Origin of the sequence: Marinobacter salinus (assembly GCF_001854125.1) — a bacterium.
Lineage (GTDB): Bacteria > Pseudomonadota > Gammaproteobacteria > Pseudomonadales > Oleiphilaceae > Marinobacter > Marinobacter salinus.
Genome location: NZ_CP017715.1, coordinates 1,698,557 through 1,725,250 on the forward strand (window position 1 = coordinate 1,698,557; position 26,694 = coordinate 1,725,250).

At 56.5% G+C, this 26,694-nt stretch carries 24 protein-coding genes and 3 tRNA genes; 16 read left to right on the top strand and 11 right to left on the bottom strand.

The features are described from left to right. The first annotated feature begins 300 nt into the window (after positions 1-300). The 10 genes from atpD to BKP64_RS07825 all read left to right on the top strand — a co-directional run bounded on the left by atpD (position 301) and on the right by BKP64_RS07825 (position 9,011). Positions 301-1,701 carry a F0F1 ATP synthase subunit beta gene (gene atpD / locus BKP64_RS07780; protein WP_070968178.1) on the top strand — a complete coding sequence of 467 codons (1,401 nt, stop codon included), beginning with the start codon at positions 301-303 and terminating at the stop codon, positions 1,699-1,701. Next, entirely contained in the window at positions 1,691-2,119 is a 429-nt protein-coding gene (locus tag BKP64_RS07785) for a F0F1 ATP synthase subunit epsilon (RefSeq protein WP_198402662.1), read from the top strand. Before atpD ends, BKP64_RS07785 begins: the two co-directional genes overlap by 11 nt. Then, a complete protein-coding gene (locus BKP64_RS07790) occupies positions 2,112-2,426 on the top strand; it encodes an AtpZ/AtpI family protein (protein ID WP_070968181.1) in 315 nt (104 codons plus the stop codon). Before BKP64_RS07785 ends, BKP64_RS07790 begins: the two co-directional genes overlap by 8 nt. Beyond that, positions 2,419-2,736 (top strand): ATP synthase subunit I, encoded by a 318-nt coding sequence (locus tag BKP64_RS07795; RefSeq protein ID WP_157755410.1) that lies wholly within the window; start codon positions 2,419-2,421, stop codon positions 2,734-2,736. The genes BKP64_RS07790 and BKP64_RS07795 overlap by 8 nt, the downstream gene beginning before the upstream one ends. Further along, entirely contained in the window at positions 2,733-3,446 is a 714-nt protein-coding gene (locus BKP64_RS07800) for a F0F1 ATP synthase subunit A (protein WP_070968184.1), read from the top strand. Before BKP64_RS07795 ends, BKP64_RS07800 begins: the two co-directional genes overlap by 4 nt. A gap of 12 nt (positions 3,447-3,458) precedes the next feature. After that, positions 3,459-3,737 (top strand): F0F1 ATP synthase subunit C, encoded by a 279-nt coding sequence (locus tag BKP64_RS07805; protein WP_070968186.1) that lies wholly within the window; start codon positions 3,459-3,461, stop codon positions 3,735-3,737. Between the two features lie 3 nt (positions 3,738-3,740). Then, positions 3,741-4,508 (top strand): F0F1 ATP synthase subunit B, encoded by a 768-nt coding sequence (gene atpF, locus BKP64_RS07810; RefSeq protein WP_070968189.1) that lies wholly within the window; start codon positions 3,741-3,743, stop codon positions 4,506-4,508. A 4-nt stretch (positions 4,509-4,512) separates the two neighbouring features. Continuing rightward, positions 4,513-6,036, top strand: coding sequence for an alternate F1F0 ATPase, F1 subunit alpha (locus BKP64_RS07815; protein ID WP_083329181.1), 1,524 nt, complete (start codon positions 4,513-4,515; stop codon positions 6,034-6,036). A 3-nt stretch (positions 6,037-6,039) separates the two neighbouring features. After that, complete coding sequence (locus tag BKP64_RS07820; protein ID WP_070968192.1) at positions 6,040-6,939, top strand: F0F1 ATP synthase subunit gamma; 900 nt, start codon at positions 6,040-6,042, stop codon at positions 6,937-6,939. Between the two features lie 215 nt (positions 6,940-7,154). Then, the gene (locus BKP64_RS07825) at positions 7,155-9,011 is read left to right on the top strand and encodes a HAMP domain-containing methyl-accepting chemotaxis protein (RefSeq protein ID WP_070968195.1); all 1,857 of its coding nucleotides are present in this window, start codon (positions 7,155-7,157) and stop codon (positions 9,009-9,011) included. A 74-nt stretch (positions 9,012-9,085) separates the two neighbouring features. Here the strand turns inward: BKP64_RS07825 and BKP64_RS07830 are convergent, their stop codons facing one another. From BKP64_RS07830 to alaS, 8 genes are all read right to left on the bottom strand, one after another. Next, positions 9,086-9,592, bottom strand: a complete 507-nt coding sequence (locus BKP64_RS07830) for a BCAM0308 family protein (protein WP_070968197.1) — start codon at positions 9,590-9,592, stop codon at positions 9,086-9,088. 66 nt (positions 9,593-9,658) lie between these two features. Continuing rightward, positions 9,659-9,850: a hypothetical protein gene (locus tag BKP64_RS07835; RefSeq protein WP_070968199.1), complete on the bottom strand. Its 192-nt coding sequence runs from the start codon at positions 9,848-9,850 to the stop codon at positions 9,659-9,661. Between the two features lie 211 nt (positions 9,851-10,061). After that, positions 10,062-10,138, bottom strand: a tRNA-Arg gene (locus BKP64_RS07840). 28 nt (positions 10,139-10,166) lie between these two features. Next, positions 10,167-10,243, bottom strand: a tRNA-Arg gene (locus BKP64_RS07845). Positions 10,244-10,306: 63 nt separating this feature from the next. Then, positions 10,307-10,396, bottom strand: a tRNA-Ser gene (locus tag BKP64_RS07850). A 126-nt stretch (positions 10,397-10,522) separates the two neighbouring features. Further along, a complete protein-coding gene (csrA, locus tag BKP64_RS07855; protein ID WP_008172808.1) occupies positions 10,523-10,720 on the bottom strand; it encodes a carbon storage regulator CsrA in 198 nt (65 codons plus the stop codon). 173 nt (positions 10,721-10,893) lie between these two features. Continuing rightward, positions 10,894-12,144 (bottom strand): aspartate kinase, encoded by a 1,251-nt coding sequence (locus BKP64_RS07860; RefSeq protein ID WP_070968202.1) that lies wholly within the window; start codon positions 12,142-12,144, stop codon positions 10,894-10,896. Positions 12,145-12,247: 103 nt separating this feature from the next. Next, the gene (gene alaS, locus BKP64_RS07865) at positions 12,248-14,878 is read right to left on the bottom strand and encodes an alanine--tRNA ligase (protein WP_070968204.1); all 2,631 of its coding nucleotides are present in this window, start codon (positions 14,876-14,878) and stop codon (positions 12,248-12,250) included. 141 nt (positions 14,879-15,019) lie between these two features. On the opposite strand from alaS, the gene BKP64_RS07870 reads away from it, so the two are divergent. Next, complete coding sequence (locus BKP64_RS07870; protein ID WP_070968207.1) at positions 15,020-15,568, top strand: RDD family protein; 549 nt, start codon at positions 15,020-15,022, stop codon at positions 15,566-15,568. Positions 15,569-15,581: 13 nt separating this feature from the next. Here the strand turns inward: BKP64_RS07870 and lptG are convergent, their stop codons facing one another. Both lptG and lptF read right to left on the bottom strand, forming a co-directional pair. Next, positions 15,582-16,643, bottom strand: coding sequence for an LPS export ABC transporter permease LptG (gene lptG, locus BKP64_RS07875; RefSeq protein WP_070968211.1), 1,062 nt, complete (start codon positions 16,641-16,643; stop codon positions 15,582-15,584). Then, positions 16,636-17,739, bottom strand: coding sequence for an LPS export ABC transporter permease LptF (gene lptF, locus BKP64_RS07880; protein WP_070968214.1), 1,104 nt, complete (start codon positions 17,737-17,739; stop codon positions 16,636-16,638). The genes lptG and lptF overlap by 8 nt, the downstream gene beginning before the upstream one ends. A gap of 228 nt (positions 17,740-17,967) precedes the next feature. Here lptF and BKP64_RS07885 point away from each other — a divergent pair, with 228 nt between their 5' ends. From BKP64_RS07885 to BKP64_RS07905, 5 genes are all read left to right on the top strand, one after another. Further along, positions 17,968-19,461 (top strand): leucyl aminopeptidase, encoded by a 1,494-nt coding sequence (locus BKP64_RS07885; RefSeq protein ID WP_070968216.1) that lies wholly within the window; start codon positions 17,968-17,970, stop codon positions 19,459-19,461. Then, positions 19,448-19,960 carry a DNA polymerase III subunit chi gene (locus BKP64_RS07890; RefSeq protein WP_070968219.1) on the top strand — a complete coding sequence of 171 codons (513 nt, stop codon included), beginning with the start codon at positions 19,448-19,450 and terminating at the stop codon, positions 19,958-19,960. Before BKP64_RS07885 ends, BKP64_RS07890 begins: the two co-directional genes overlap by 14 nt. 257 nt (positions 19,961-20,217) lie before the next feature. Next, positions 20,218-23,070, top strand: coding sequence for a valine--tRNA ligase (locus tag BKP64_RS07895; protein ID WP_070968222.1), 2,853 nt, complete (start codon positions 20,218-20,220; stop codon positions 23,068-23,070). Between the two features lie 4 nt (positions 23,071-23,074). Then, entirely contained in the window at positions 23,075-23,989 is a 915-nt protein-coding gene (locus BKP64_RS07900; RefSeq protein ID WP_070968225.1) for a ketopantoate reductase family protein, read from the top strand. Beyond that, positions 23,982-24,539 (top strand): cob(I)yrinic acid a,c-diamide adenosyltransferase, encoded by a 558-nt coding sequence (locus BKP64_RS07905; RefSeq protein ID WP_070968227.1) that lies wholly within the window; start codon positions 23,982-23,984, stop codon positions 24,537-24,539. Before BKP64_RS07900 ends, BKP64_RS07905 begins: the two co-directional genes overlap by 8 nt. A gap of 24 nt (positions 24,540-24,563) precedes the next feature. On the opposite strand, the gene BKP64_RS07910 is transcribed toward BKP64_RS07905, so the two are convergent. Next, positions 24,564-26,594, bottom strand: a complete 2,031-nt coding sequence (locus BKP64_RS07910) for a methyl-accepting chemotaxis protein (RefSeq protein WP_070968231.1) — start codon at positions 26,592-26,594, stop codon at positions 24,564-24,566. Positions 26,595-26,694: the final 100 nt, after the last annotated feature.

Consider the following 26,694-nt stretch of genomic DNA (forward strand, 5'->3'; position numbering starts at 1 on the left):
AATAAATCCAGTTATATGCAAATGCGCTATTTGATTCAGCATCAGGAGTTAACCCAAGTCAACTTTACCGCCTAAGGAAAAGACCAACACTGGTCGGGCTGCTAACCTTAGAACAGGATTCTATTCATCGGCTTAGTGGTAATGCTTACATCGACAGTAACGCGAACCTTCTCCGCAGAGAACCTCGAAGGGCTAAGCACTGTGCGACAAAATGTCGCAGTTCATCTGTACTCCGTTGAACGTGAGCATGACAATTACTTTACTGAAGCCTGATTCGAAAGCGTAAGGGAAAGGACTCAAATGGAAGCGAAAAGCGCACAGCTTGGTGAAATCGCCGCTATACGGGGCAATGTGGTTGATGTGCGCTTCAACCCACCCCTCCCGCCTCGCAACCGGGAACTGCTCACGGGTCTTGAGAATCAGGTGAACCTTGAGGTCCAGACACATCTGGACACTGACACAGTTCGCTGCATTGCTCTGAACTCTACCCGCCACCTCTCCCGAGGTATGCCCGTTCAGCAAACCGGCGCAGGCTTACAGGTTCCGGTCGGGGAATCACTTCTTGGCCGAATGATCAATGTGTTCGGCAAGCCAGTTGATGGCGGCGCCCCGATCGGTACCCGCGAGCACTGGCCCATCCACCGCCCTATCCTGCCACTCTCGGATCGCACCACCAGCACGGAAATCTTCGAAACCGGGATCAAGGCAATTGATCTCCTCGCGCCTATGGAGCGCGGTGGTAAGTCCGGCTTGTTCGGGGGTGCCGGGGTTGGCAAGACCGTATTGATCAATGAGCTGATCAACAATATGGCGGAGCAGTACGAGGGCATCAGCCTGTTCTGCGGCATTGGCGAGCGCATGCGGGAAGCGGAAGAGATGTACAGCGCCATGCAGGAATCCGGGGTTATCGACAAGGCCATACTCGTATACGGCCAAATGAACGAACCTCCGGGAGCCCGATTCCGGGTTGGCCATGCCGCCCTGACCGTCGCGGAATATTTCCGCGATGTGGTTAAACGGGATGTACTGCTACTGATCGACAATGTCTTCCGCTTCGTTCAGTCCGGCATGGAAGTGTCCGGGCTCATGGGCAGGATTCCATCAAGGGTTGGCTATCAACCCACCCTCGCCACCGAACTGGCGGAACTGGAGGAGCGGATCTGCAGTTCCCGCAATGGCAGCATCACCTCGGTACAGGCAGTCTATGTTCCCGCGGACGATCTTACCGATCCCTCAGCAACCCATATATTTTCTCATCTGACTGCATCCATCGTGCTGTCCCGCAAGCGGGCAAGCCAGGGGCTTTATCCGGCCGTGGACCCGCTGCAGACCAGCTCGAAAATGCTCACACCCGCCATTGTCGGCAGTCGTCACCACGAGGTGGCCCAGGCTGTACGCAGCACACTGGCGGAATACGACGAGCTTAAGGACATCATCTCCATGCTCGGCATGGAAGAGTTGTCCAAAGAGGATCGTGCAACCGTCAGCAAGGCGCGGCGCCTGGAACGGTTCCTGACCCAGCCGTTCTTTACCACAGGCCAGTTCACCGGCCATGGCGGCAAACTGGTCCCGCTGAAAAAGACCATTGAGGGCTGTGAACGCATCCTTGCCGGCGAGTTTGAAAAGGTCAACGAAAAAGCCTTGTACATGATCGGTACCATTGACCAGGTGGACACGACGGAGATCGGTAATGAGTCCTGATAATGCCGCCCGCAGGGGACACATGAACCTGAAAGTTCTGCTTCCGACAGAAGTGCTTGTGGACCAGCCGGTCAGCAAGGTTATCGCGGAAGCGGAGAACGGTGAATTCTGCTTGCTGCCCCGACATATTGATTTCGTCGCTGCCCTGACTCCTGGAGTGCTGTCTTTCTACAGCGAAGATGGCACAGAGTGCTTCGCGGCGGTGGACCGGGGCGTGTTAGTGAAGTGCGGACAGGATGTCACCGTCTCCACCTACAAAGGCGTAACCGGAACCAATATGGCCGAGCTACAGTCGATGATTGAGGAGCGTTTCCTGGATCTGGATGAGCACGAACGGAAAGCTCGTACCGCCCTTGCCCGACTTGAGGCCGGAACGCTACGGGGCTTCCTTGACCTCAAGGAGAAACTCCATGGCTGACCGGCCTCATCGTTCAGAACCTGACGGCCATCCGCCAAAACTTGGCGAGCAAGTGGGCCGTCGTGCCAGGCGCAAGCAAGAGGCCCGGAAGAAAGGCCGGCATGCAGCCTGGTTTGGCCTTGGCATGTTTGGCCTGGTGGGATGGTCTGTGGCCATCCCGACACTCATCGGTGTCGCCGTTGGGCTCTGGATGGACGATCGCTGGCCGGGCCAGGTGTCCTGGACGCTTACTCTGCTTATCATCGGCATAGCATTAGGCTGCCTCAATGCCTGGTACTGGATCAAACAGGAGAGCGAACGTGACTGATGAAACGACCCTCCCTGCCTCCTTGTCAGCCTACGGTATTTCTTTTGCGCTCGGAGTTGCGCTTGGCCTGGCTTTTCTCGGTGGTCTATGGCTTACGGTTCGCCGTTTAGGCGAGGCCCGTCATCCCGGTCTCTTGATGATGAGCAGCCTGTTTCTGCGCCTTGGCATCACTCTGGCGGGCTTTTATGTTGTTGCCCAATATGGTGACTGGCAGCACCTGCTGGCGGCCGTTGCCGGCTTTACGCTACCCAGGCTGCTGATCGCACACCGTATTCGGCCGCCCGGGATCGGCGGGGAGCCACGCCCATGACCATCTCGCCTGATAGCGTCGTCTATTTCCAGTGGGGTATTTTTTCCCTGAATGCCACGCTCGTTTTTACTTGGGTGGTTATGGCCATACTGACACTAACCTCCTGGCTGGTTACCCGCCGCATCTCGGATAACCCTGACATCTCCCGGTGGCAGAACCTGCTGGAGGTACTGGTTACCGGTATTCGTGATCAGATCGCACAGGTAAGCCACCAGCAACCGGGCAATTACCTGCCCTTTGTTGGCACCCTGTTCCTGTTCATTGCCATGGCCAACCTTCTGAATGTGGTTCCGGGCTATCTCGCACCCACGGGCTCACTCTCTACCACCACGGCGCTTGCTATCTGTGTGTTCATCGCGGTTCCGGTGTTCGGAATTGCCAGCAAGGGTGCCGGCAGCTACCTGGGGCGTTACCTTCAGCCCACCTGGTTTATGCTTCCGTTCAACATTATCGGCGAGATCTCGCGCACCGTGGCACTCGCGGTGCGACTATACGGAAACATCATGAGTGGCACGGTGATCGTTGGCATTCTTCTGAGCCTGACGCCCTATTTCTTCCCGGTTGTCATGCAACTTCTTGGCTTGCTCACCGGCATGATCCAGGCCTACATCTTTGCTGTACTCGCCATGGTTTACATTGCCTCGGCTACCTCAGTCTATGAAAAGGCTGAGGACCCGGACCAAGCGGATACACTTTCTTCTGACCAGTAAAGGAGCCACCCTATGGACAGCGTTTCAATCATTGGCATGATTTCCGTCATCACAGCAGGCCTGACCATTGCCATCGGTTCAATAGGGCCGGCCCTGGCTGAGGGGCGCGCCGTTGCCCAGGCACTGAGCGCCATCGCCCAGCAACCGGATGAGTCCGCCACCATCACCCGTACCCTGTTTGTGGGTCTGGCAATGATCGAATCCACGGCCATTTACTGCTTCGTGGTCACCATGATTCTGATATTTGCCAACCCTTTCTGGGACCATGCCATCGCTGCTGCCGGAGGCTGACCCATGGATATAGACTGGATCACCGTATCCGCCCAGGCTATCAACTTCCTTATCCTGGTCTGGCTACTGAAACGCTTTCTTTACCAGCCGGTTATCAAGGCAATGGACAAGCGTGAGCACAAAATACGTAGCAGGATGGAAGATGCCGACGCCCGTGAAGAAACTGCCCGGGAGGAGGCGCAAAAGTATCAGGCGCAAGCCGACGCATTGAAGCAACAGCAGGACGACATTCTGGAGAAGACCCGGGAGGAAGCCAGGCAGGAGCGCAGTCATATGCTTGATGTCGCGCGGGAAGAAACCGCCCGGGTCCGGGCCAGCTGGATGCGGGAAGTCAACGAGGAGAAGGCGGAGTTTATCGGCAGCCTGAGACGCCAAACCCTGGAGGCCATTGAGTCCATTGCCGGAAAAGCACTTCAGGATCTGGCAGATTCGGATCTGGAAGCCCGCATGGTCCATACCTTTATTCAAAAACTGCCGACTCTCGATCAGGAAGCCCGGGAATCCTTGAGGAACACTTCGGAACCGGCCTGTATTTCCAGCCATTCTGAACTTGATCCGGCTCTGCAGAAGCAGTTAACAGGAGCTGTGCACGACCAGATAGGCGGCGAAATTGCAGTTACCTACACCACAAACCCCGAACTCGGGTGCGGCATCGAACTGGTGTGCAATGGAGAGCGAGTCAGCTGGAACCTGTCGGACTACCTTGAGGAGCTGACGACCCGCATGGAAAAAGCGTTCAAACCTGTCATCACCGAACAGCAAGAGGCCTGATGCCGTGTTGCAGCAACTCCTTGACGACACCATGGCCACACTCCACAAGGTGGTTGAGGACACCGAGCCGACACTACGCAGCCACGAAACGGGCACGGTTATACAGGTTGGCGGGGGCATTGCCAGGGTTCGGGGGCTGGCAAGCGTCACCTCCGAGGAGCTTGTGCAGTTTCCCGATGGCGTACTCGGAGTGGCCATCAATCTGGAACCGGACGAAGTGGGCATCATGCTCCTGGGCGATAGCGAGAAACTGGGCGCAGGTATTCGTGTCACGGCTACCGGCCGAGAGGCAGATACGCCCGTGGGCGAGGGCCTTCTCGGGCGGGTGATTGATGCTACCGGCAAGGTCCTGGACGGGGGCAAACCGCTGGAGTTTCATGAACGTCGGCCAATTGAGCGCCCTGCTCCGGAAATCATCGAGCGCTCCCCGGTAACAGTCCCCATGGAAACTGGTATTAAAGCGATTGATGCTCTGATCCCGATCGGTCGTGGGCAAAGGGAGCTGATTCTCGGTGACCGACAGACGGGCAAGACATCCGTGGCCATCGACACCATCATCAATCAGCGGAACAAAGGTGTTAAGTGCATCTATTGCGCAGTAGGTCAGCGGGCCACCGCTGTTGCCAAAGCGGTCGAAACCTTACGTAAACACGATGCCCTGGACCACACAGTCGTGGTTGTCGCCCCCGATGACGACCCTCCCGGCCTGCGTTACATCACACCCTACGCAGCCACCACCATGGCCGAGTATTTCATGGAGAAAGGCTATGACGCGCTGATTGTCTACGATGACCTGACCCGCCATGCCCGGGCCTATCGTGAGCTGTCGCTGCTCCTGCGCCGTCCCCCGGGACGGGAAGCCTATCCGGGCGACATTTTCTATATTCATTCCCGCCTGTTGGAGCGCAGCACCCATCTGCGAAAGGAATTTGGTGGCGGCTCCCTGACGGCTCTTCCAGTGATTGAAACCCAGGCACAGGATATTTCGGCTTACATCCCGACCAACCTGATCTCCATAACCGATGGCCAGATCTATCTGTCTCCGGTCCTTTTCCAGAAAGGGCTTCTGCCGGCAATCCATGTCGGTAAATCGGTTTCAAGGGTTGGCGGTAAAACCCAGCACCCCGCCCTCCGCAGTGTCGCCAGCGACCTCCGCCTGTCCTATTCCCAGTTCGAGGAACTGGAAACCTTTGCCCGCTTCTCTACCCGCCTAGACAAGGAAACTCGCGCCACCATCGAGCGGGGCCGAAGAGTGCGGGAAGTCCTGAAACAGAACGAGCGCCACCCTTTGCGCGCGAGTGAGCAGGTGGCGGTGCTGAAGGCCGTCAATGCCGGACTGCTGGATGACGTGCCTCTGGATGCAATCGCGAACGCCGAAAAACGGATTCAGAAACACCTGCTGGAGACTCTCCCCGAACTCTGCGCAAACATGGAAAACGGCGAAACGCTGGACGATGACCAATGGCAAAGGGTTTTGTCGGAACTTGAGGTCGCGCTGGCCGGCATCGTTCAGGCAAGCGGGAGCTAACCCATGGAATCACTGGAACAACTTCACAAGCAACTGGACAGTCTGGATCAGCTACGCAGCATTGTGAAAACCATGAAGGCGCTCTCGGCCGCAAACATCCATCAGTTTGAGCAGGCGGTTGAAGCCCTCGGTGGTTATTACCGAACAGTGGAACTTGGGCTTCATGTCGTGCTGAAGGACATGAAACCCTCTGGCTTTGAACATGGTCCGGCTTCCCGCCCCCGCCGTCTGGGCGCCGTCGTGTTCGGGTCAGACCATGGACTATGTGGCCGCTTTAATGAGGAAATCGCCGAGCACGCCATCATGCGCATGGATTCCACTGCCGCGGAGAAAGAAGACCGCCGCCTTCTTGCGGTCGGCGCCCGTGTGGCGGGCAGCCTCGAGAACGCCGGTCTGCACGTCGAAGAAGACTTCCTGACGCCGGGATCAGCAGTACAGATCACTGCTACCGTTCAGCAAATCCTTCTGAAAATCGATCAGTGGCAGGAAGAAGCCGGCGCACACTATATCTTTCTCTTCTACAACCGCCATTCCCGCCAACGCAGCTACCAACCCACCGGGGTGCAGTTACTGCCCATGAATCTGAGGCGTTTTCATCGCCTTGAAGAAGAACCCTGGCCTTCCCGCAGCCTGCCGACATTCACCATGGAGCGGCAGGCTTTGTTTCATCGCCTGCTGGATCAGTACCTGTTTGTTTCAGTATTCCGCGCCTGCGCCGAGTCACAGGCCAGTGAACATGCGAGCAGACTGTCAGCGATGCAGTCAGCCGAGCGCAATCTGGATGAACGTATCGGCGACGTTACCATGAGTTACCGCAGAGCCAGGCAAACGGTGATAACCTCTGAGCTCCTTGATCTCGTGTCCGGATTTGAAGCGCTGGAGCCAAAGAATCCCAAATCCTGATATTTTAAACACCGTAAAATGCTATTTTATGTATCGCTTTTTTCGGACGCCGCAATCATCTGTTACGTATAACAATTGAATTCTTTTCTGAAAACATACTTAATAGAGCCACAATAAAGTAAGTAACCACCGATTTTGCGTATCAATAATGCTCCTCCGCTATCTGTTGAGCAGACGACAAGACGGGCATTGCTCACACGCTTCAGGGACATCGTATGAGACTTCCAGACTTCTTTGGCAACATGACCATCCGAACGAAACTCTCGGCCGGATTCGCCCTTCTCCTGCTGCTCACAGTTATTGTTGGAGTGGTTGGAAATCGCGCGTTGGAAACATACAGCCAGCGATCAAATATCGTAGCCTTGCTCGGACAAGTGAACACAGGGCTGACCGAGGCTCGGGTCGAGGAAAAGAACTTTCTGTTAACCGGTGAAGCCGAATACGTCCAAAAGTCCCAGGCTCAGGGCGATAAAGTGCTTGGGCTCACCAGCAACATCGAACCCCTGCTAACAGATCCGCAAGATATTGAGACTCTCGGCAACATCCAGTCCGATATCAGTCAGTATCAGTCGTTGATGGGCAAGGTGGAAGTAAACATAGGTCAGAAGGAAGAAGCACTGGGCCGACTGGAAACCAAGGCCAGAATCTTCGGCTCATCGCTCAAGGCGCACAGCTCGCTGTTTTTTGCATCGGCCATTTTTGAAGATATGCGCCGCTCCGAACGCAAGTTCCTGATCCAGCATGACGATGCCAGTGTTGAGGCGTACCTCGGCGACGCAAAACGGGTACAGGGGCCACTGAAATCGGCAGCCATCAGCGCCGAAGAGAAAGCAAAAATCACCAAGGCACTCGATGCTTACGTGGACGAATTCAAGACCGTGGCCACCCTTACCCAGTCCGGCAGCCAGCTTTCCCAAGACATGGTAGCGACGGCCAGGAGTGTCATCGAATCGGCAAACGGTCTGCGTGCTCAACAAGCCGAGATGATGGAGTCGGATCGCCAGCAAGCGACAGTTCTGATTTTTGGCGCTACCGGCATAGCAGTGCTGCTTGGCATCTTGATGGCCTTCCTGATTACCCGCGCAATTACCGCACCCATCAACCAGGCTGTCGCCATCGCATCTGAGGTTGCGTCCGGCAATCTGTCGGTAAAGATCGACAACCAACGAACCGATGAAATTGGGCGCCTGATGGCAGCTCTGGCAACCATGGTGACCGGTCTGCGAGAGCTGGTCAGGAGCATCGAATCCGGTGCCACCAATATCGCCGCTTCCGCGGAAGAGCTTTCTACCGTTTCAAATCAGACCAGCGATGGTATCAACCTCCAGAAACAGGAAACCGATCAGGTCGCCACGGCGATGAACGAGATGACCGCGACCGTCGCTGACATTGCACGAAATGCCGAACAGGCCTTTGGCATTGCCTCGGATGCCGCCAATCAGGCCATCGAAGGCGAACAGGAAGTCACAGAGACCGTCAATCAGGTAAACAACCTGACCCGTGAAGTGAACCAGAGCATGGAAACTATCCAGGGCTTGCAGAAGGAAACCGCCAATATCGGTACCGTTCTGGATGTCATCAAATCCGTGGCCGAACAAACCAACCTGCTAGCTCTAAACGCGGCAATTGAGGCTGCCCGGGCCGGCGAGCAAGGTCGGGGGTTCGCAGTCGTTGCCGATGAGGTTCGCTCCCTGGCGCAACGGACCCAGGCCTCGGCACAGGAAATAGAGACGCTCGTGACCTCGCTGCAAACCAGTGCTGGAAACTCCGTTTCAGCAATGGAGTCCAGCGCGTCGCTGGCTTCCGACACCCTGAAACGAGCAACCGCGACGGGCAGCACCATTGAACGGATCACCCGGGCTGTAGACGAAATCAAGCAATACAATAATCAGATCGCTACCGCGTCGGAACAGCAAACGTCTGTAGCCGAGGAGATTAATGTGAACGTCACCCGCATTCGAGACGTCACTGACCAGTCGGCCGCCTCCTCAAATCAAACCGCCAGTTCCAGCTCTGAGCTGGCCAGGCTCGGCAGCGAACTGCAGACTCTGGTCTCCCGGTTCAGGCTCTGATAACAGCCAGTCATCATCAAAATCCTGGAGCTGCGGACGACGGGGACGGGTCTCTCCGTCTGCCGCAGCCCTAACTACTCCCGACTCCAGTACACCCGGACCAGATTGGACTCCTTTGTGTACTGGATATCGAGATCGCCATCATAGGCCCGCTCAACCGCCTCACCGGTGCCTCGTGGCAGATGAAGATCGGTAAACTTCACGATCAATTCGCCATCGGGCCCGTCCTCAACCCCCATCAGGCGCTTCAGCGGGTGATTGGCCTTTTCCTCTTCTACCTTGTTCCTGATCAGCTTGAGAAGCTCGTCCCTATGCTTACCAAGAAAACCGCCGCTCAATGTAAGAATGCCCGCTGGCATGTCATCCCGGATTCGCTCACAAGCCGGGCACATCATTTCATGGGCCCCCTCCGCCGACTCCGGTGACCACTGCCATCGGCCCTTGCTGAACACTGCACTGCATCCGGGACAGACAGTTGGCTCCGGAGGCTTGCTTCGCGCCATGTAAGGATCGTGAATCTCTTCCTTAATCAAGCGGTCCCGCCGACCGCGTCCTGCCACATCTCCATCTTTACCACTCATGACTCCGCTCCTTCCCAAAGATTACCCGAGTACCACCGGATGGCGATGCTCTCGATGTCAGATGAGTTAATGAAGCTTGTGGCGCCCGAATATCTCCAGAATTTCCCTTTCCGTTTCCGCAGGGACGCTCACCTTCACGACCTTCGCTTCCTCATCGATGAAGATGTTGTCTCTGGGAATGCCTGTGGCTATTAAATCATCCCACGCATTCTTGGCCTGGTCGTGATTATCATAGGCACCATTGATCGTTTTATTCATGGTTTCCGCTCCTTGAAAAGTATTCTCTACATTTTCAAGAATAAGCAGAAGCACCGAGACTGTGCAATTTTAACCGCCCAGAGATTGATCTGGAGCAAACATCAGATCGCGCTGCGGGGCTTCAGAGAAGGGATGCTGAGGCAATAAGAGCTATACATAGCAAAACGCCCCAGCCTGTGAGGTACACAAACTGAGGCGTCAAACTTTGATATGGCGCGGCTGGGAGGATTCGAACCTCCGACCGCCTGGTTCGTAGCCAGGTACTCTATCCAGCTGAGCTACAGCCGCTTAAAACTGGTGCAAGGTATTGAGGAAGTGGCGCGGCTGGGAGGATTCGAACCTCCGACCGCCTGGTTCGTAGCCAGGTACTCTATCCAGCTGAGCTACAGCCGCGCATTCATCACTTGCTTTGGTTGAGTGCTACGTCAACCTGCCTCGTTTTCTTCGAAAAGAAAATGGCGGAGAGGGAGGGATTCGAACCCTCGGTACGATTGCTCGTACGGTTCCTTAGCAGGGAACTGGTTTCAGCCACTCACCCACCTCTCCTTGAGAACGGGGCGTATACTACCATAATTTTTCTGTTTTCATAGGGTTGACACAAGATTTTTCGATCTCGGTTTCCCATGAAATGAAAAAAGCCGTTCAGGTTTCCCTTGAACGGCTTTTCATCTCTCAGCTGTTGCCAGGCTCGGGCTCTTCAGAGCCTTTTTCCGACTGAATACGCTGGTAGATTTCTTCACGGTGTACCGCCACTTCTTTCGGGGCATTAACGCCAATGCGTACCTGATTCCCCTTTACTCCGAGCACGGTGACGGTGATATCGTCACCCACCATCAGAGTTTCGCCAACACGGCGAGTCAAAATCAACATATCCCATACTCCCTATCCAGAGCTACCTGTTCCGACAAATGGTTTTTTCTATACTTATTCTTTTTATAGTGGGATCACTGGCTGAGCAAAAGACGCACATCCCCTTATACGGATCCGAGCTGTCATAGGCTCAGCAAATGGTTCCCTTTTCCGAGACCTCGCAGTTCGACCTGTTAACTGCGCTTTACGGCCTCTTCTTCTACCGCGAGCTTGTCCAACCCAAACGCACTATGCAGTGCGCGAACCGCCAGCTCGAGATACTTCTCATCGATCACCACGGAAATCTTGATTTCCGATGTGGAGATCATCTGAATATTGATGCCTTCATTGGAAAGCGCCTCGAACATCTGAGTCGCAACCCCGGCATGGGACCGCATACCCACGCCCACAATGCTCACCTTGGCTATCTTGCTGTCACCGCCAACTTCCCGCGCACCCAGTTCATCTGCAACCCGTTGCAGCACTTCCTTCGCGCGCTTGAAGTCGTTGCGATGCACGGTGAACGTGAACGCAGTTCTGTTATCTTCGCCAACGTTCTGGACTATCATGTCCACTTCGATATTGGCGTCACTAACAGGCTTCAGTATACGCAAAGCGCTGCCCGGAGTATCGGGAACGCCGGAAATAGTCAGTTTTGCTTCGTCACGGTTAAAGGCAATGCCGGAAACAACCGGTTGTTCCATGGCGTTTTCATCCTCAAGAGTAATCAGGGTGCCTTCCCCTTCCTGGAAGCTGGAAAGAACCCGTAATGGAACGTTGTATTTACCTGCAAACTCTACGGACCGAATCTGAAGAACCTTGGAACCAAGGCTCGCCATTTCGATCATTTCTTCGAAGGTGATCTGCTTGAGACGCCGAGCACTATCAACGACTCGGGGGTCGGTGGTGTAGACGCCATCAACATCGGTATAAATCTGGCACTCGTCTGCTTTCAGCGCAGCCGCCAATGCAACCGCCGTCGTATCGGAACCACCGCGGCCAAGCGTTGTAATATTGCCGCTCTCGTCAATACCCTGGAATCCGGCGACCACCACCACACGTCCGGCATCCAGATCTTCACGCATCCGCTGCTCGTCAATCTGTTTGATACGAGCTTTGGTATGAGTACTATCGGTAACGATCCGGACTTGCGACCCGGTATAGGAACGCGCTTCACAGCCACGTTTCTGCAACGCCATAGACAACAGGGCGATCGTAACCTGCTCGCCGGTCGAGACGAGCACGTCCATCTCCCTGGGCGTGGGTTCTTCCATAATTTCATTGGCCAGCCCGATCAACCGGTTGGTTTCGCCACTCATGGCAGAAACGACCACCACGACCTCGTGACCTTCCTTCCGGAAACGGCAGACCTTCTCCGCAACCGCTTCGATACGCTCAGTCGTTCCAACCGAAGTACCACCAAATTTCTGAACCAACAGGGCCATTTTTTCCCAAACTCCGAAACGGGACTCACGGTGGAGGAGTTCTCCACCAGTCAAAAGAAAGCGGGCTGGATTATAAACTCCAGCCCGCTCCCAAAAAAGTTGCTTATGCGATATTTTTCCCAACCCAGGCTGGAACACCGGCAAGCGCCCCTGCCAGTTTGGACGGATCATTGCCGCCACCCTGGGCCATATCCGGCCGACCGCCGCCCTTACCGTCAACCTGCGCGGCCAGGTGCTTCATCAGATCACCTGCCCGGATTTTTCCGGTTGCAGACTTGGTCACGCCGGCCACCAGAGTCACCTTGCCATCCTGTACGCTGGCCAGGACCACCACACCTTCTCCCAGCTTGTTCTTCAGTTGGTCGGCGGTTTCCATCAGCGCCTTTCGGTCTGCACCTTCAAGCTCCGACGCCACGACTTTCAGCCCGCCAACGTCAACCGCGGAGCCCGCCAGATCACTGCCAGCTGAGCTGGCCAGCTTCGCCTTGAGAGCATCCACTTCCTTTTCAAGCTGGCGATTGCGATCGACGGTCTGCTGAACCTTCTCAACCAGGGACTCGCGGCCGCCCTTCACAAGGCGGGCAGCCTCCCGCAAGGTACGCTCGGTTTCATCCACCCACTCCAGAGCGCCAAAGCCGGTCACCGCCTCAATCCGGCGAACTCCTGAAGAAATACCGCTTTCAGAGGTAATACGGAACAAGCCGATATCGCCGGTGCGCCCGACGTGAGTACCGCCGCACAGCTCAACAGAGTAGCGGTCGGTGCCCATGCTCAGGACCCGAACCACATCCCCGTATTTCTCGCCGAACAGTGCCATGGCCCCCTTTTCCTGGGCGTTTTCCATGTCGGTAATTTCGGTCTGTACCGGGGTATTTTCGAGAACCTGCTCATTCACCTGACGCTCAATCTCTTTCAGCTGGTCCGGCGTTAATGCCTCAAAATGCGAGAAATCAAAGCGCAGCTTCTCTGGATCCACCAGCGAGCCCTTCTGGGTCACATGCTCGCCCAACACCTTGCGCAACGCAGCATGTAGCAGGTGCGTGGCAGAGTGGTTGCGCTTGGTGCGCTCGCGGCGGGCATGATCAATCCGCGCATCCACTTCCAGCCCCGGAAACAACTCGCCCTCAATCAGCGTACCGAGATGCAGGTGGTTATCCCCTTCTTTGCGGGTGTCGGTCACTTTGAAACGACCACCGCTCCAGGTCAGCAGGCCGGTATCGCCTACCTGGCCACCGGATTCCGCGTAAAACGGAGTACGCTCAAGCACGACAACGGCCTCATCGCCTGCTTCTGCGGCCTTTTCTTCGCCGCCCACAATAACCGTGCGAATTCTCTCGTGGCCGTCGACATGGTCATATCCGGTGAACTCGGTTTTGCCCTCAATCTGCAGGCCACCCGCGTTGTAGTCGATACCGAACTTACTCGCGGCACGTGCACGTTCACGTTGCCCTTCCATGGCCTTCTCATAGCCTTCGTAATCCAGCGTCAAGCCGCGCTCACGGGCGATGTCGTTGGTCAGGTCTACCGGGAAACCGAAAGTGTCATACAGGGTGAAAATGGTTTCACCCGGAATTTCGGTCCCTTTGAGCTCAGCAATATCCTGTTCAAGCAGTCGCAGACCCTTATCCAGGGTCTTGGCGAACTGTTCCTCTTCCTGTAGCAGCACCTTTTCGATCTGCTTGCGGCTGCTGACCAGCTGCGGGAACGCATCGCCCATCAGTTCACACAGGGCACCGGTCAGTTTATAGAAGAACGGCCCTGTTGCGCCCAGCTTGTTGCCATGGCGCGCTGCACGGCGAATGATCCGGCGCAGGACAAAGCCGCGGCCCTCGTTGGAAGGCATAACGCCGTCCGCGATCAGAAAAGCACAGGAGCGGATATGGTCGGCCACAACCCGCAGAGACGCTTCGGTGGTTGCCGCACCGCCAAGAACCTTGGAGGCAGCCGCCAGCAAATCCTGGAACAGGTCAATCTCGTAGTTGCTATGCACGCCCTGCAATACAGCAGTAATGCGCTCCAGCCCCATGCCGGTATCCACAGACGGCTTGGGCAGCTTTAGCATTTCGCCATCGGCAGTACGGTTGTACTGCATAAACACCACGTTCCAGATCTCAATATAACGGTCGCCGTCTTCTTCTGGAGAGCCTGGAGGACCGCCAGCCACATCCGGGCCGTGATCGTAGAAGATTTCGGTACAGGGGCCGCAGGGGCCTGTGTCACCCATCTGCCAGAAGTTGTCAGACGCATAGCGCCCGCCCTTGTTGTCGCCAATGCGGACGATGCGCTCGGCAGGAACACCGACTTCCTTGTTCCAGATGTCGTAGGCTTCGTCATCTTCGGCGTAAACGGTTACCCAGAGTTTTTCCTGCGTCAGATTCAGCCAGTCCTTGCCGGTGAGGAACGTCCAGGCGTAGTTGATGGCTTCGCGCTTGAAATAATCGCCGAAGCTGAAGTTACCAAGCATTTCAAAGAAGGTGTGATGACGGGCGGTATAACCCACATTCTCAAGGTCATTGTGTTTGCCGCCGGCACGTACACATTTCTGGGAAGACGTGGCTCGGGTGTAGTCGCGCTCTTCACGGCCGAGGAACAGGTCCTTGAACTGGTTCATTCCCGCATTCGTAAACAGCAATGTGGGGTCGTCCGCGGGTACCAGCGAACTGCTTGGAACAATGGTGTGACCTTGCTGTTTGAAATAATCGAGAAATGCCTGTCGCAACTCTGCGGTTTTCATAGCCCTTTGATACCTTTCCAGAAACCCGCCGGAAATGCCGTCGGGTCCACGATTGAATACGATTACTTACATGCTCGCGCAAATCCGCTACTCTAGCACACGCCGAGAACAGGAAAAACGTGAAACATCACAGGAGATTCCATGCCCCGACGCTTCCATGACGCCGAGGAACTTTTTCCGCCAGCCACCTTTTTAAAAAGGGCTCTGGCCATTATTTATGATGGTTTGATCAGCATTGCAGTTCTGCTTGTTATTACCTGGATCTACACCATGATTGGTGGCTGGATTACCGGTTGGGATCGCTTTGAGCAAATGGCAGAGGCCGGCCAGCTTTCCGGAGACCCAGGCCTGACCTTCGTGCTTTTCCTGCTGCTGTATGTGTTCTTCGCTTATTTCTGGACCCGCATCGGGCAAACTCTGGGCATGCAGGTCTGGCGAATCCGGATCGAAAACCTGGACGGGGTGTCCGTCAGCTGGAGTCAGGCTTTGCGTCGTTACGTCACAGCTGCAGCCGTCTTTTTCCTGGCGCTGCTGGCCGGCTACTACTTCGGCGCCGCCACCCTCTTCCTGACGCTACCCGCCATCATTGCCCTGTTCTATCCCATTAATGGCCTGTCGCTAACCGACCGCATGTCGGACAGCGTCGTCGTTCAGGTCCCCAAGGATTCCAAAAAAACTCCGAAGAACTAGTGGCCGGGCCGCTCTAGCCGGCCCGGCGCATCAGCACGGCCCCCACCACGGCATTCACCGCAATCGGTGCCAGTACCGCAATCAGTGGATTGAATCCGTACACCATGCTCATCGGGCCGAGAATATCCTGCATGTACTTGAACACCAGGCCTACCAGCAATCCGGTAAAAACCCGGAAGCCCATTGTCACCGAGCGCAATGGCCCGAACACGAACGAGATTGCCACCAGAACCATAACGGCGGTACCCAGAGGCATCAGCGCCTTTTTCCAGAACGCCAGCCAGTATATCTTGGCGTTGAGGTCCTGGGCGTTAAGGTAGCGTGCGTAGGTATAAAGCCCGGTCATGGAGAGATTCTCCGGCTTTACGATCAGAACGCTCAGAACGCCGGGTGACAGGCCCGTATCCCATCGTAGTGTCGGGTGCTTTGACAGGGTTGTACCGGTTTCTCCAATGTCGGTTTCGCTGACTTTTTCCAGCAGCCAGTAATCACCCTGATAGATTGCCCGCTCGGCAAAGCTTGCGGACTCCAGCTCACGCTCATCATTGAAACGGAACAGGGAAACCCCGTGGAGTACACCGTTGGGCTGGACCGCGTTAAGATGCATGAACACATCCCCTTCCCGGTGCCAGACCCCTCTGGCCGATGCCACATTACTCCCTGCACCCAGTGCCACTGCTTTGTCACTCTGGGCATACCGCTCGGCGGGAGGAGCAACGTATTCACCGATGAACACGCCCAGAACCACCACTACCAGCGCAGGCTTCATAGCCGACCAGACAATTCGCCTGAGGGATACCCCGGCGGCGCGGATGACAGTCAGCTCAGAGGAACTGGCCAGAGACCCCAGGCCTACCAGACACCCCATGAACGCACCCAGCGGCAAATAATCGTAAATCCGGCGAGGCAGGGTCAGGAATACGTACCAGAGCACTTCGAGGGTCTGATAATCGTTACGGGTGTTTTCGAGTTCGCCAATGAAGCCAAAAATCAGATCCAGCGAAAGCACCACGACCATAACCAGAAAAATGGCGCTGCCAACGGTGCGCATCACGTAGCCATCAATCCTACGCATGGGCCGGCTCCTCGCGCATCAGGCGCCGCCGGTGGAGCCAGGAAGGCCCGAACTGCAACCAGAGCCCGAATATCAGAAAAATTCCATGGACCCAGAGCATACCAACCCACTCCGGCACCTTGCCGTCCGCCAGCGCATCCCTGGCGACAATCAACAAGCCAAGATAAGTGATATATACCAGCATGGCAGGCAACAGATGAAAGAAACGCCCCTGCCGGGGATTAACCCGGCTCAGCCGGACCGCAAGCAGGGTGACAATCGGAACGATCAACGGCAGCGACAAGCGCCAGTGCAGCAACGCCCGATCTTCAAGGTTGTCGGACTGCCAGAGGTACTCAGTGGTGACACCCTTCTCCAACTCCTTGTTCCGTGCCTCACCACTTTCGATTTTCAGGCCGTAAGCTTCAAACCCCATTGTGTCGTAATCAAGCCTGCCGGCAATCCCGTCAAAGCGCCCCCCATCCTGGAGAACCAGGAAGCGGCTGCCGGTTTCTTCATCAACAAACTGGGAGCCTGAACGGGCCGTCATGATGGTAACGCCGTCACCACTCTTACCATACTCCGCGATGAACACACCCCGGAGCTCCCGCTTGTCGTCGCTTAACCCTTCGGTGTAGGTGACCCGATCCCCGGAGCCAAAGCTTTGAAATCGCCCTGGCACCAGCATTTCAAATTCTGTTGCCTTGCGCTGCTCGTTAAGAATCTGCTCGACCTGCTTCATACCCCAGGGCGAGATATAAAGACTCATGGCGCCAACAATGACCATGACCGGGATGCTGCCCAACAGTGTCTTTTGCAGCAACTGCCCGTTACTGATGCCGCAGGCGAACAACACCGTCATTTCGCTCTCGAGGTACATGCGCCCATAGGCGAGCAAAATGCCGATAAACAGACCCAATGGCAAAATGAGCTCCAGAAAACCCGGAAAGCGGTAAGCCATGATACTCAGAAGAACATCGGCGGAAATAGAGCCCTCGGCCGCGCTATCGAGGTACCTGATGAACCGGCCACTCATGAAGACCAGCAGCAGTATGCCGGAAACGGCAACCATGCTGATCATTACCTGACGGATAAGATAACGGAAAATTATGCCCAAAACGGTCTCTCTGGCAGTGCCCGTTGAAACATGGAGGAAACAGGGAACTGCGCGTATTCTATGTAACCTTTCCGTCGATTGACAGCGCAAAGGGAACAGGGCGCGGGCCATGGAACTCTTGATGCACCGCCGCTTGATAAATTGCCTGCAAACCCCAATGCTAGACTAGACCGGAACCAGCCTCCGCGATCTGCGGACGCTTCTTCAGTACAATCAACAGGAGTTGCCATGAATTTCAGCCTGAGCAGTAAAGCCATCGCAAACACGAAAGCAGACTGTCTCGTTATCGGCCTGCCCGAAAAAGGCACTTGGCCGGAGTCCACATCCGAGGCAGACGAAGCGCTAGGCGGGCTGATCAAGAAACTCCAGAACGCAGGTGATATCAGCGGTAAAAACGCAAGCACCCGCACCCTTCCCCTGGACGACCAGCCCTGGGCCCGGTTAGTTGTGGTCGGCACCGGGGATGATTCGGCGCGGACACCGGCCAACTACCGCAAGGCCCTCATAGCCATGATGGGCGCACTCAAAGAAGGCCCGTCCAAATCGGCACTGATCGCTCTTACGGACACCGCTGTCACAGGCGATGAAACAGTCAGCTCAGAAGCTGCGCGCCTGAGCCTGGTGGGACGTACCCTGGAAGACCAGCTCTACACCTTCACCGAATTCAAGAGCGAAAAGCCCGGTGCGCGCAAGCTGAACAAAGTACTGGTGGCGGCATCCGGTGCCGGGAAAGCCCTGAAAGATGCCTTCAATCTTGGCCTGGCGACCGGTCGCGGCATGAACTTCACCCGCGACCTGGGCAACACGCCTCCCAACATCTGTCACCCGGAGTGGCTCGCCCAGCAGGCCAAGAAGCTTGCCAAAGACCACGACTGCATCAAGACCGAAGTGCTTGACGAAAAGCAGATGGAAAAGATGGGGATGAACACCATCCTGGCCGTTGGCAAAGGCAGCACACAGCCGCCACGCCTGATCGTGATGGAGTACCGTGGTGGTAAGGCGAAAGACAAGCCCCACGTCCTGGTCGGTAAGGGCATCACCTTTGATACGGGCGGCATCAGCCTCAAGCCCGGCGCCGGCATGGATGAAATGAAATACGACATGGGCGGCTCGGCCAGCGTCTTTGGCGCCATGCAGGTACTGGCGGAAACCAAGCCCAAAATCAACGTCGTTGCGGTGATTGCCGCGGCCGAAAATATGCCAGATGGTGGAGCCTGCCGACCAGGCGACATCGTGACCACCCTCTCGGGGCAGACCGTGGAAATCCTCAACACTGACGCCGAAGGCCGCCTGGTGCTTTGCGACGCCCTCACCTACGTAAAGAAATTCGATCCGGAAGCCGTCATTGACATGGCCACCCTCACCGGCGCCTGCATCGTCGCCCTGGGCCATCACGCCACCGGCTTGCTCGCCAACAACGACGAGCTGGCGAATGAACTTCTGGCATCGGGCGAGCGCGCCTGCGACCGTGCATGGCGCCTGCCGCTGTGGGACGACTACCAGAGCCAGCTGGACAGCAACTTTGCAGACATGCAGAACATTGGCGACCGCTCTGCCGGCACCATTACTGCGGCCTGCTTCCTGTCCCGATTCGCCAAAGAATACCGCTGGGCGCATCTCGACATAGCCGGCACCGCATGGCAGTCAGGCAAGGCCAAAGGCGCCTCCGGCCGTCCGGTTCCCTTGCTGGTTGATTACCTGATGTCCCATGCAGGCAAGTAATTCAGAAAATCACACGGAAACCGGCGGCGCTGCTGCCGGTTCCTCCGGGCAAGCCGATCGCAACCAGCGTTACTGGTTCCACATCCTGACCCAAAACGCCCCTGCCGCCCGCAACCTCCATGCCGCAAAACTGGTAGACAAGGCATGGCAGCAGGGAGACCGTGTCTGCATCGTCTGCGACACCATGCAACACGCCCAGGAACTGGACGACCTGCTATGGAACTTCAGCCCCGATGCGTTCATCCCACACAGCGTGGTACCGGACTCCGCCACCACCTGCACAGATCCCGTCGGAATACTGCTGTGCCCGCCAGTTGCCGAAGACTGGGATACCGTCATTATCCTTTCCGAGAGTCTGCCGGCCGACGCCGACCGGTTCAAACGACTTGCCCTGGTCGCCCACAACGACCCGTCCGTTCTGAATCAGGCACGATCGCACTTCAAGCAGTTGCGGGCCCTGGGCATCGAACCGAGAGTCCACGATCAGAGAAAGCGATAAACAACAGGCGACCTGCACCTGAGCTGAAACGCGCAGCAGGAAATGCCTTTCCAAAACCGTTGAGGGCCATGGACGGCCCGAAACGAGCCTACAGGGACGTACTCGTGGGCGTGTTTTGGAAAGGCATTTCCTGCTGCGCTGGCACCCGAACTTGCAGTCTTATGCTATGAGAGGTTCGCCGCAAAGATAGCGACCATGTATAATCGGGCGTCTCAATTTTCCCTTGTGAATCAACCAACGGTCACCAGCAGAAACCCATGGAAAAAACCTACCAGCCAGAAAACATCGAGCGCCAGTGGTACGAGAACTGGGAATCCAAAGGGTACTTCCGGCCCTCCGGCGAAGGCCAGTCCTACAGCATCGCCATACCGCCGCCCAACGTCACCGGCAGCCTGCACATGGGCCATGCGTTCCAGCACACCATCATGGATACCCTCACCCGCTACAAGCGCATGCAGGGCCACAACACCCTGTGGCAGGTAGGCACCGACCACGCCGGCATTGCCACCCAAATGGTTGTCGAACGCAAAGTAGCTGCGGAAGAAAGTAAAACTCGCCATGATCTCGGCCGTGAGGAATTCATCAAACGGATCTGGGACTGGAAAGAACACTCCGGCGGCACCATCACCCGTCAGATGCGCCGCCTGGGCAACTCCGTGGACTGGGACCACGAGCGTTTCACCATGGACGACGGCTTCTACAAAGCCGTTCAGGAAGTCTTCATCCGCCTGTATGACGAAGGCCTGGTATACCGCGGCAAGCGCCTGGTGAACTGGGATCCGAAACTGCACACCGCTATTTCCGACCTGGAAGTGGAGAATAAAGAAGAGAAAGGCTTTTTCTGGCATCTTCGTTATCCGTTGGCCGACGGCGCAAAAACCCTGGACGGCAAGGATTACGTGATCGTCGCCACCACCCGTCCGGAAACCATGCTTGGCGATACCGCCGTGGCTGTGCATCCGGACGACGAACGCTATCAGCACCTGATCGGCAAGCACGTGATGCTGCCGCTGGTAAACCGGAAGATCCCGATCGTAGCCGACTACCATGCCGATCCGGAGAAAGGCTCGGGCTGCGTGAAGATCACGCCCGCCCATGACTTCAATGACTACGCCGTAGGCAAGCGCAACCACCTGCCCATGATCAACGTCATGACCCAGGATGCCAACATCCGGGACGTTGCCGAGGTTTTCAATTCCGACGGCACCGAAAACACCGAGATCGATGGCCAGGTACCCAGTGCTTATGCAGGCCTCACTCGCGAGGACGCCCGCAAAGCCATCGTTTCCGACCTTAAAGATAGTGGCTTGCTGGAGCGGGAAGAAGACCACGTGCTCAGCGTGCCCCGGGGCGACCGCTCCGGTCTGATTATCGAGCCGATGCTGACTGATCAATGGTTCGCCGATGCCAAGACCCTGGCCAAGCCGGCCATTGAAGCCGTTGAAGACGGGCGCATTCAGTTTGTACCGAAGCAGTACGAGAACATGTACTTCTCGTGGATGCGCGACATCCAGGACTGGTGCATCTCCCGCCAGCTCTGGTGGGGCCACCGCATTCCGGCCTGGTACGACGTCGAGGGCAACATCTACGTCGGCCGCAGCGAAGAGGAAGTGCGTCAGAAATACAACCTGTCGGGCGATCTCGAACTGGCTCAGGACGACGACGTTCTGGACACCTGGTTCAGCTCGGCACTCTGGACCTTCGGCACCCTGGGCTGGCCGGAAATCACCGAGCGCCTGAAAAACTTCCACCCCACCGACGTGCTGGTCACCGGTTTTGACATCATCTTCTTCTGGGTCGCCAGAATGATCATGATGACCATGCACTTCATGAAGAATGAAGATGGCACGCCGCAGGTGCCCTTCCACACTGTGTATGTCACCGGCCTGATCCGGGACGAACACGGTGACAAAATGTCGAAGTCCAAGGGCAACGTTATCGATCCTCTGGATATGATCGACGGCATTGGCCTGAACGAATTACTGGAAAAGCGCACCGGAAACCTGATGCAGCCGAAGCTGGCCGAGAAGATCGGCAAGCGTACCGAGAAGGAATTCCCGGAAGGCATCGCCGCCCACGGCACCGACGCCCTGCGCTTTACCCTGGCGGCCATGGCCACCACGGGCCGTGATATCAACTGGGATATGAAGCGCCTCGAAGGCTACCGCAACTTCTGCAACAAGCTGTGGAATGCCGCCCGATACGTGCTGATGAACACCGAAGGTGAGGACTGCGGTGTTAACGACGAGCCGGTCGAGCTCTCCCTGGCTGACCGCTGGATCATTAGCGAGCTGCAGAAATGCGAGCAGGACGTGGTTCGTCACCTGGATCAGTACCGCTTTGACCTGGCTGCCTACGCCCTATACGAGTTTATCTGGAATGAGTACTGCGACTGGTACCTGGAGCTGTCGAAACCTGCCCTTAACGACGAGAGCGCAAGTGCTGAGGCCAAACGGGGCACCCGCCGCACACTGGTCCGTGTGCTTGAAGCGGTCCTGCGGGTGGCTCACCCGATCATGCCGTTCATCACCGAAGAAATCTGGCAGCGAATTGCGCCTCTGGCCGGCAAGTCCGGTGACAGTATCATGCTGCAGCCCTATCCCCAGCCTGACAGCAGCAAGCAGGATCCGGCCGTTGCCGCTGATATCGAGTGGCTCAAGGGTGTGATCGTCGCCGTACGGAACATTCGCGGCGAAATGAACATCTCTCCGGCAAAGAAAATTCCGGTTCTGCTGCGCGGCAAAGATGCGGAAGACAAACGACGAATGGACGACAACCGCCAGTTCCTGGCATCGCTGGCCAAGCTGGAAAGCCTGGAATGGTTTGCCGGCGACAAGGCCCCCATGTCCGCGACCCAACTGGTTGGCGAGATGGAAGTGCTGGTCCCCATGGCCGGGCTGATTGACAAGGCGGCGGAGCTCAAGCGGCTAGACAAGGAACTGGAACGCCTGCAGAAAGAGATCGGGCGCCTCGAAGGCAAGCTTGGCAACGAGAAATTCACCGCCAAGGCACCCGCCGAAGTGGTGGAGAAGGAGCAGGAAAAACTCCGGGATGCCCAAGGTAGCCTGTCTCGCCTGAGCCAGCAGCGGGCCGACATAGAGGCCATGTAACGGCATGATTGCCATTCTGGGCGCAGGTGCACTGGGGCGGCTGTGGGCCGCCTCCCTGCCTGCCGGAGAAACGGCCTTCGTGCCCCGGGCCGGAGCCTCTGGTAACAGCCCGGTGGATTTTCAATTTCAGGGGCCAGACGGCTCAATCCAGGATGTCTCCGTGCCCTGGCAGGCACTCGGGGACCCGGTCAGTCTTCTGCTTGTAACCACCAAGGCCGGCGATACCCAGAATGCGCTAACCTCCGTGATGGCTACTCTTCCAGGAAACACTCCCGTGGTGCTTTTTCAGAACGGACTCGGAAGCCAGCAGGCGGTAGCTCAACGCTGGCCCGGCCATCCCGTTTTGGCCGCAAGCACCACAGAGGGTGCAAACCGGCCTGACGCTGGCACGGTCATTCACGCCGGATCGGGACAAACCTGGATCGGTGCCATGAACGAGGCCGCTCAACCCTACGTCGGCCCGATCGTACAGCAGCTCGCCACAAGTGGCCTCTCGATTCACCGGGAAAGTGACATTCTGAGCCGACTTTGGCAAAAGCTGGTGATCAATGCCGGCATTAATCCCTTCACTGCCATCCTGAATTGCGCCAACGGTGAGATTCTCACCTCGGAGTTCTACCAGCAAAACATTGATTCCCTGTGCAGCGAGATAGCCGCACTCATGGCCGCGAACGGTCAAACGAAAGAACGACCACAGGTGCTTCGCCAACAGATTGAAACCGTGGCGGAGAATACGGCCCGAAACACCTCATCCATGCGCAGCGATACGCTGGCGGGCCGCAAAACCGAGATTGATTTCATCAACGGCTATCTGGTCCGCCTGGGAATAGACGCCGGAATACCCACACCGGTGAACCAAATGCTGACTGAACAGGTAAAACTACTGTCGCCAAACATACAGGAGCAACCCGATGGGTAATCGACTTTCAAAGATTTATACCCGCACCGGAGATGATGGCTCAACCGGACTTGCCGACGGCAACCGGATTGCCAAGAATGCCCAACGGGTCGAGGCCATGGGCACGGCCGATGAACTGAATTGCCATATCGGCTTGTTAATCGAGACCCTCGACAGCGAAGACGTGTTGATTGGGAGCCTGCGCAGAATCCAGCACCATCTGTTCGACCTGGGCGGAGAGTTTGCCATACCGGGCAGCCGGGTGATCGGAGATGACCATATTGAATGGCTGGAGCAGACGCTCGATCAGTACAACGAACATCTCCCTCCACTGAAGAACTTCGTCCTTCCCGGGGGGTCTCCTGCCGCTGCCCAGTGCCACCTGGCGCGCGCCGTCTGCCGACGGGCAGAGCGCATTGTCGTGGCGCTGGGCCACGAGGACTCAATCAATACCGCGTCCAGGCATTACCTGAACCGGCTTTCGGATCTGCTATTCGTCATAGCCAGAGTACTGGCGCGGCGGGACGGCGGGGAAGAAATTCTGTGGGAGCAAAAAAAATCCGGCCTGTGAGCCGGATTTTTTCTGAACGATCCTCTATACCTTGAACGCTTCAACCAACCGCTGCAGCGACGTTGTCAGTTCAGACATCTCCCGAGAAGAACCCAGTGTCTCTTCTGCGTTAGCGGCGGTCTTCTGACCGAGTTCGCCAATTTTCTCAACGTTCAGGTTCACATCCTTGGCTACGGCGGACTGCTCTTCAGCCGCCTGGGCAATCTGGTGACTCATATCCACAATAATGGCGATACCACGGGCAATACGATCGAGCGACTCCGTTACCTCACCGGACTTCTTGACCGTCGCCTCAGTGACGTCCCGGCTGTTAGTCATTGCAGATACGGCATCCTTAACACCGCTCTGCAACCTTGAAATCATGCCTTCGATCTCTTCCGTGGATTTATGGGTACGCTGGGACAATGAGCGCACCTCATCCGCTACAACCGCAAAGCCCCGCCCCTGTTCACCGGCGCGCGCCGCTTCGATAGCAGCGTTCAGGGCAAGCAGGTTGGTCTGTTCGGCAATGGCCTTGATCTCGACCAGAACCTGACTGATGTTGTCACTATCCTTGCTGACACGGTTGATCACCTCCACCGCTCCGGAAATTTCCGTCGCCAGGCGGTTGATCGTCGCCACAGTATCCGCTACCACCTCCCGACCAGTCTCTGTGTCACTCTCGGCCGTACCGGCGCTGTCGGCTACCCTGTGAGCGCTTTCAGTCACTTCGTGGACCGCCTCTACCATCTGGTTCATGGCTTCATTGATCTGGCCACTCTCTTCCATCTGGCGAGCGACGGCTTCGCTATTCGCGGCTGCCGTATCGTTAACCCTGGCTGCCTGCTGACCAACGTCGCCCGTGGTTCGACTGACCGAACGGACCAGCTCGGCAATGCGATCGGTCATATTATTGAATTCACTGGTCAGCTCACCCAGTTCGTCACGGTTGCTCAAACGAATGTGGGTGGTCATATCTCCCGCCGCGACATTGCGGGCCGCCTCCGTAAACCGGTTAATGGCTGTGCGAACAGACATGAAGAAGCCGACATACAGGTAAACCACAACCAGCAGAACCGCCACCAGTGCAATAACAATCAGGCGACGTTGATTGACCTCTCTTTCCAGCCGCGAAGACAGGTTTGCGCTGACGGTATCGAAAATGACGGTTTGCAGGGCATCATAATGTTCGAGTTGCGCCTTAATCAGCCCGTCATACTCCTTCCAGGGCATTTCCAGGCGCATTGGGGTAATGACGTTCAGGTCCAGGGCATCACGAACGACCACCAGACTTTCATTAATCCTCTCGATCGTGCCTGATGCCTCGCCAGCCAGCCGTGGAGAGGCGTCAGACGCCACTGACAGCGCCGGGGATAACATAGAATCCCGGTTGGTAAGCTGGTCGTAAAGGCCGTTAAGCGTCTCACTCAGGGCATACCCGACCTGCCCTTCCACCAGCGCAAAAATGCCATAGGCACGGGCACGACCAATCACGTCACGGGTCTCGGGCAGAGCTTCCTGCAGCAATCCCAGCAAAAGAAGGTTTTCCCGCGATGCCCCCTGACTCAGTCCGGAGATTTCGATTGTTGCGGGAAGCAGGGCAAGGACCTTTTGCACAAAGGCCTGATAATACTTGAACTGGGGGTCGATACTGCCCTGATAATTATCATCGGATTTCAGGGCCTCCCAGTCCTGCCTGAGGGCCGAGACATGTTCCGCCCAGGCTCCCGAAGTGTCGAATGAGCGCTCCTCCACAACCAGGGCTTCAAGAATGGCGTCAATCCGGTCGGCCGCCTTTCTCGATTCAGCCAGTAATTCTTTCTGGTTTTTGAGAACTCCCGGTGCCCGGTAATCACGATACCCGACGGAGGCTGACAGCAACCGCTCTGCATTCTGCAATTGCTCAAGCCCCTCCACGCCACGGGTCATGGTTTGCACAGACTGATTCAGCTCGGTGATCACCAGCCAGGACAATCCACCAATGGGTAGGAGAAAAAGTATACTGATGAGGCTGAACTTGAAGACCATGGGCAGCCGGTTCATCAAGGCTATGGCGGGATTAATGAGTTGCTTCACGTTTGCCCTCTCGTTGGAACCTTAACAACTGAATTGTTGTTCTTTTTTTTGTATTGTCGCCTACAGCCCTAAATACTAAAGTAGTATTTATTATTATTTT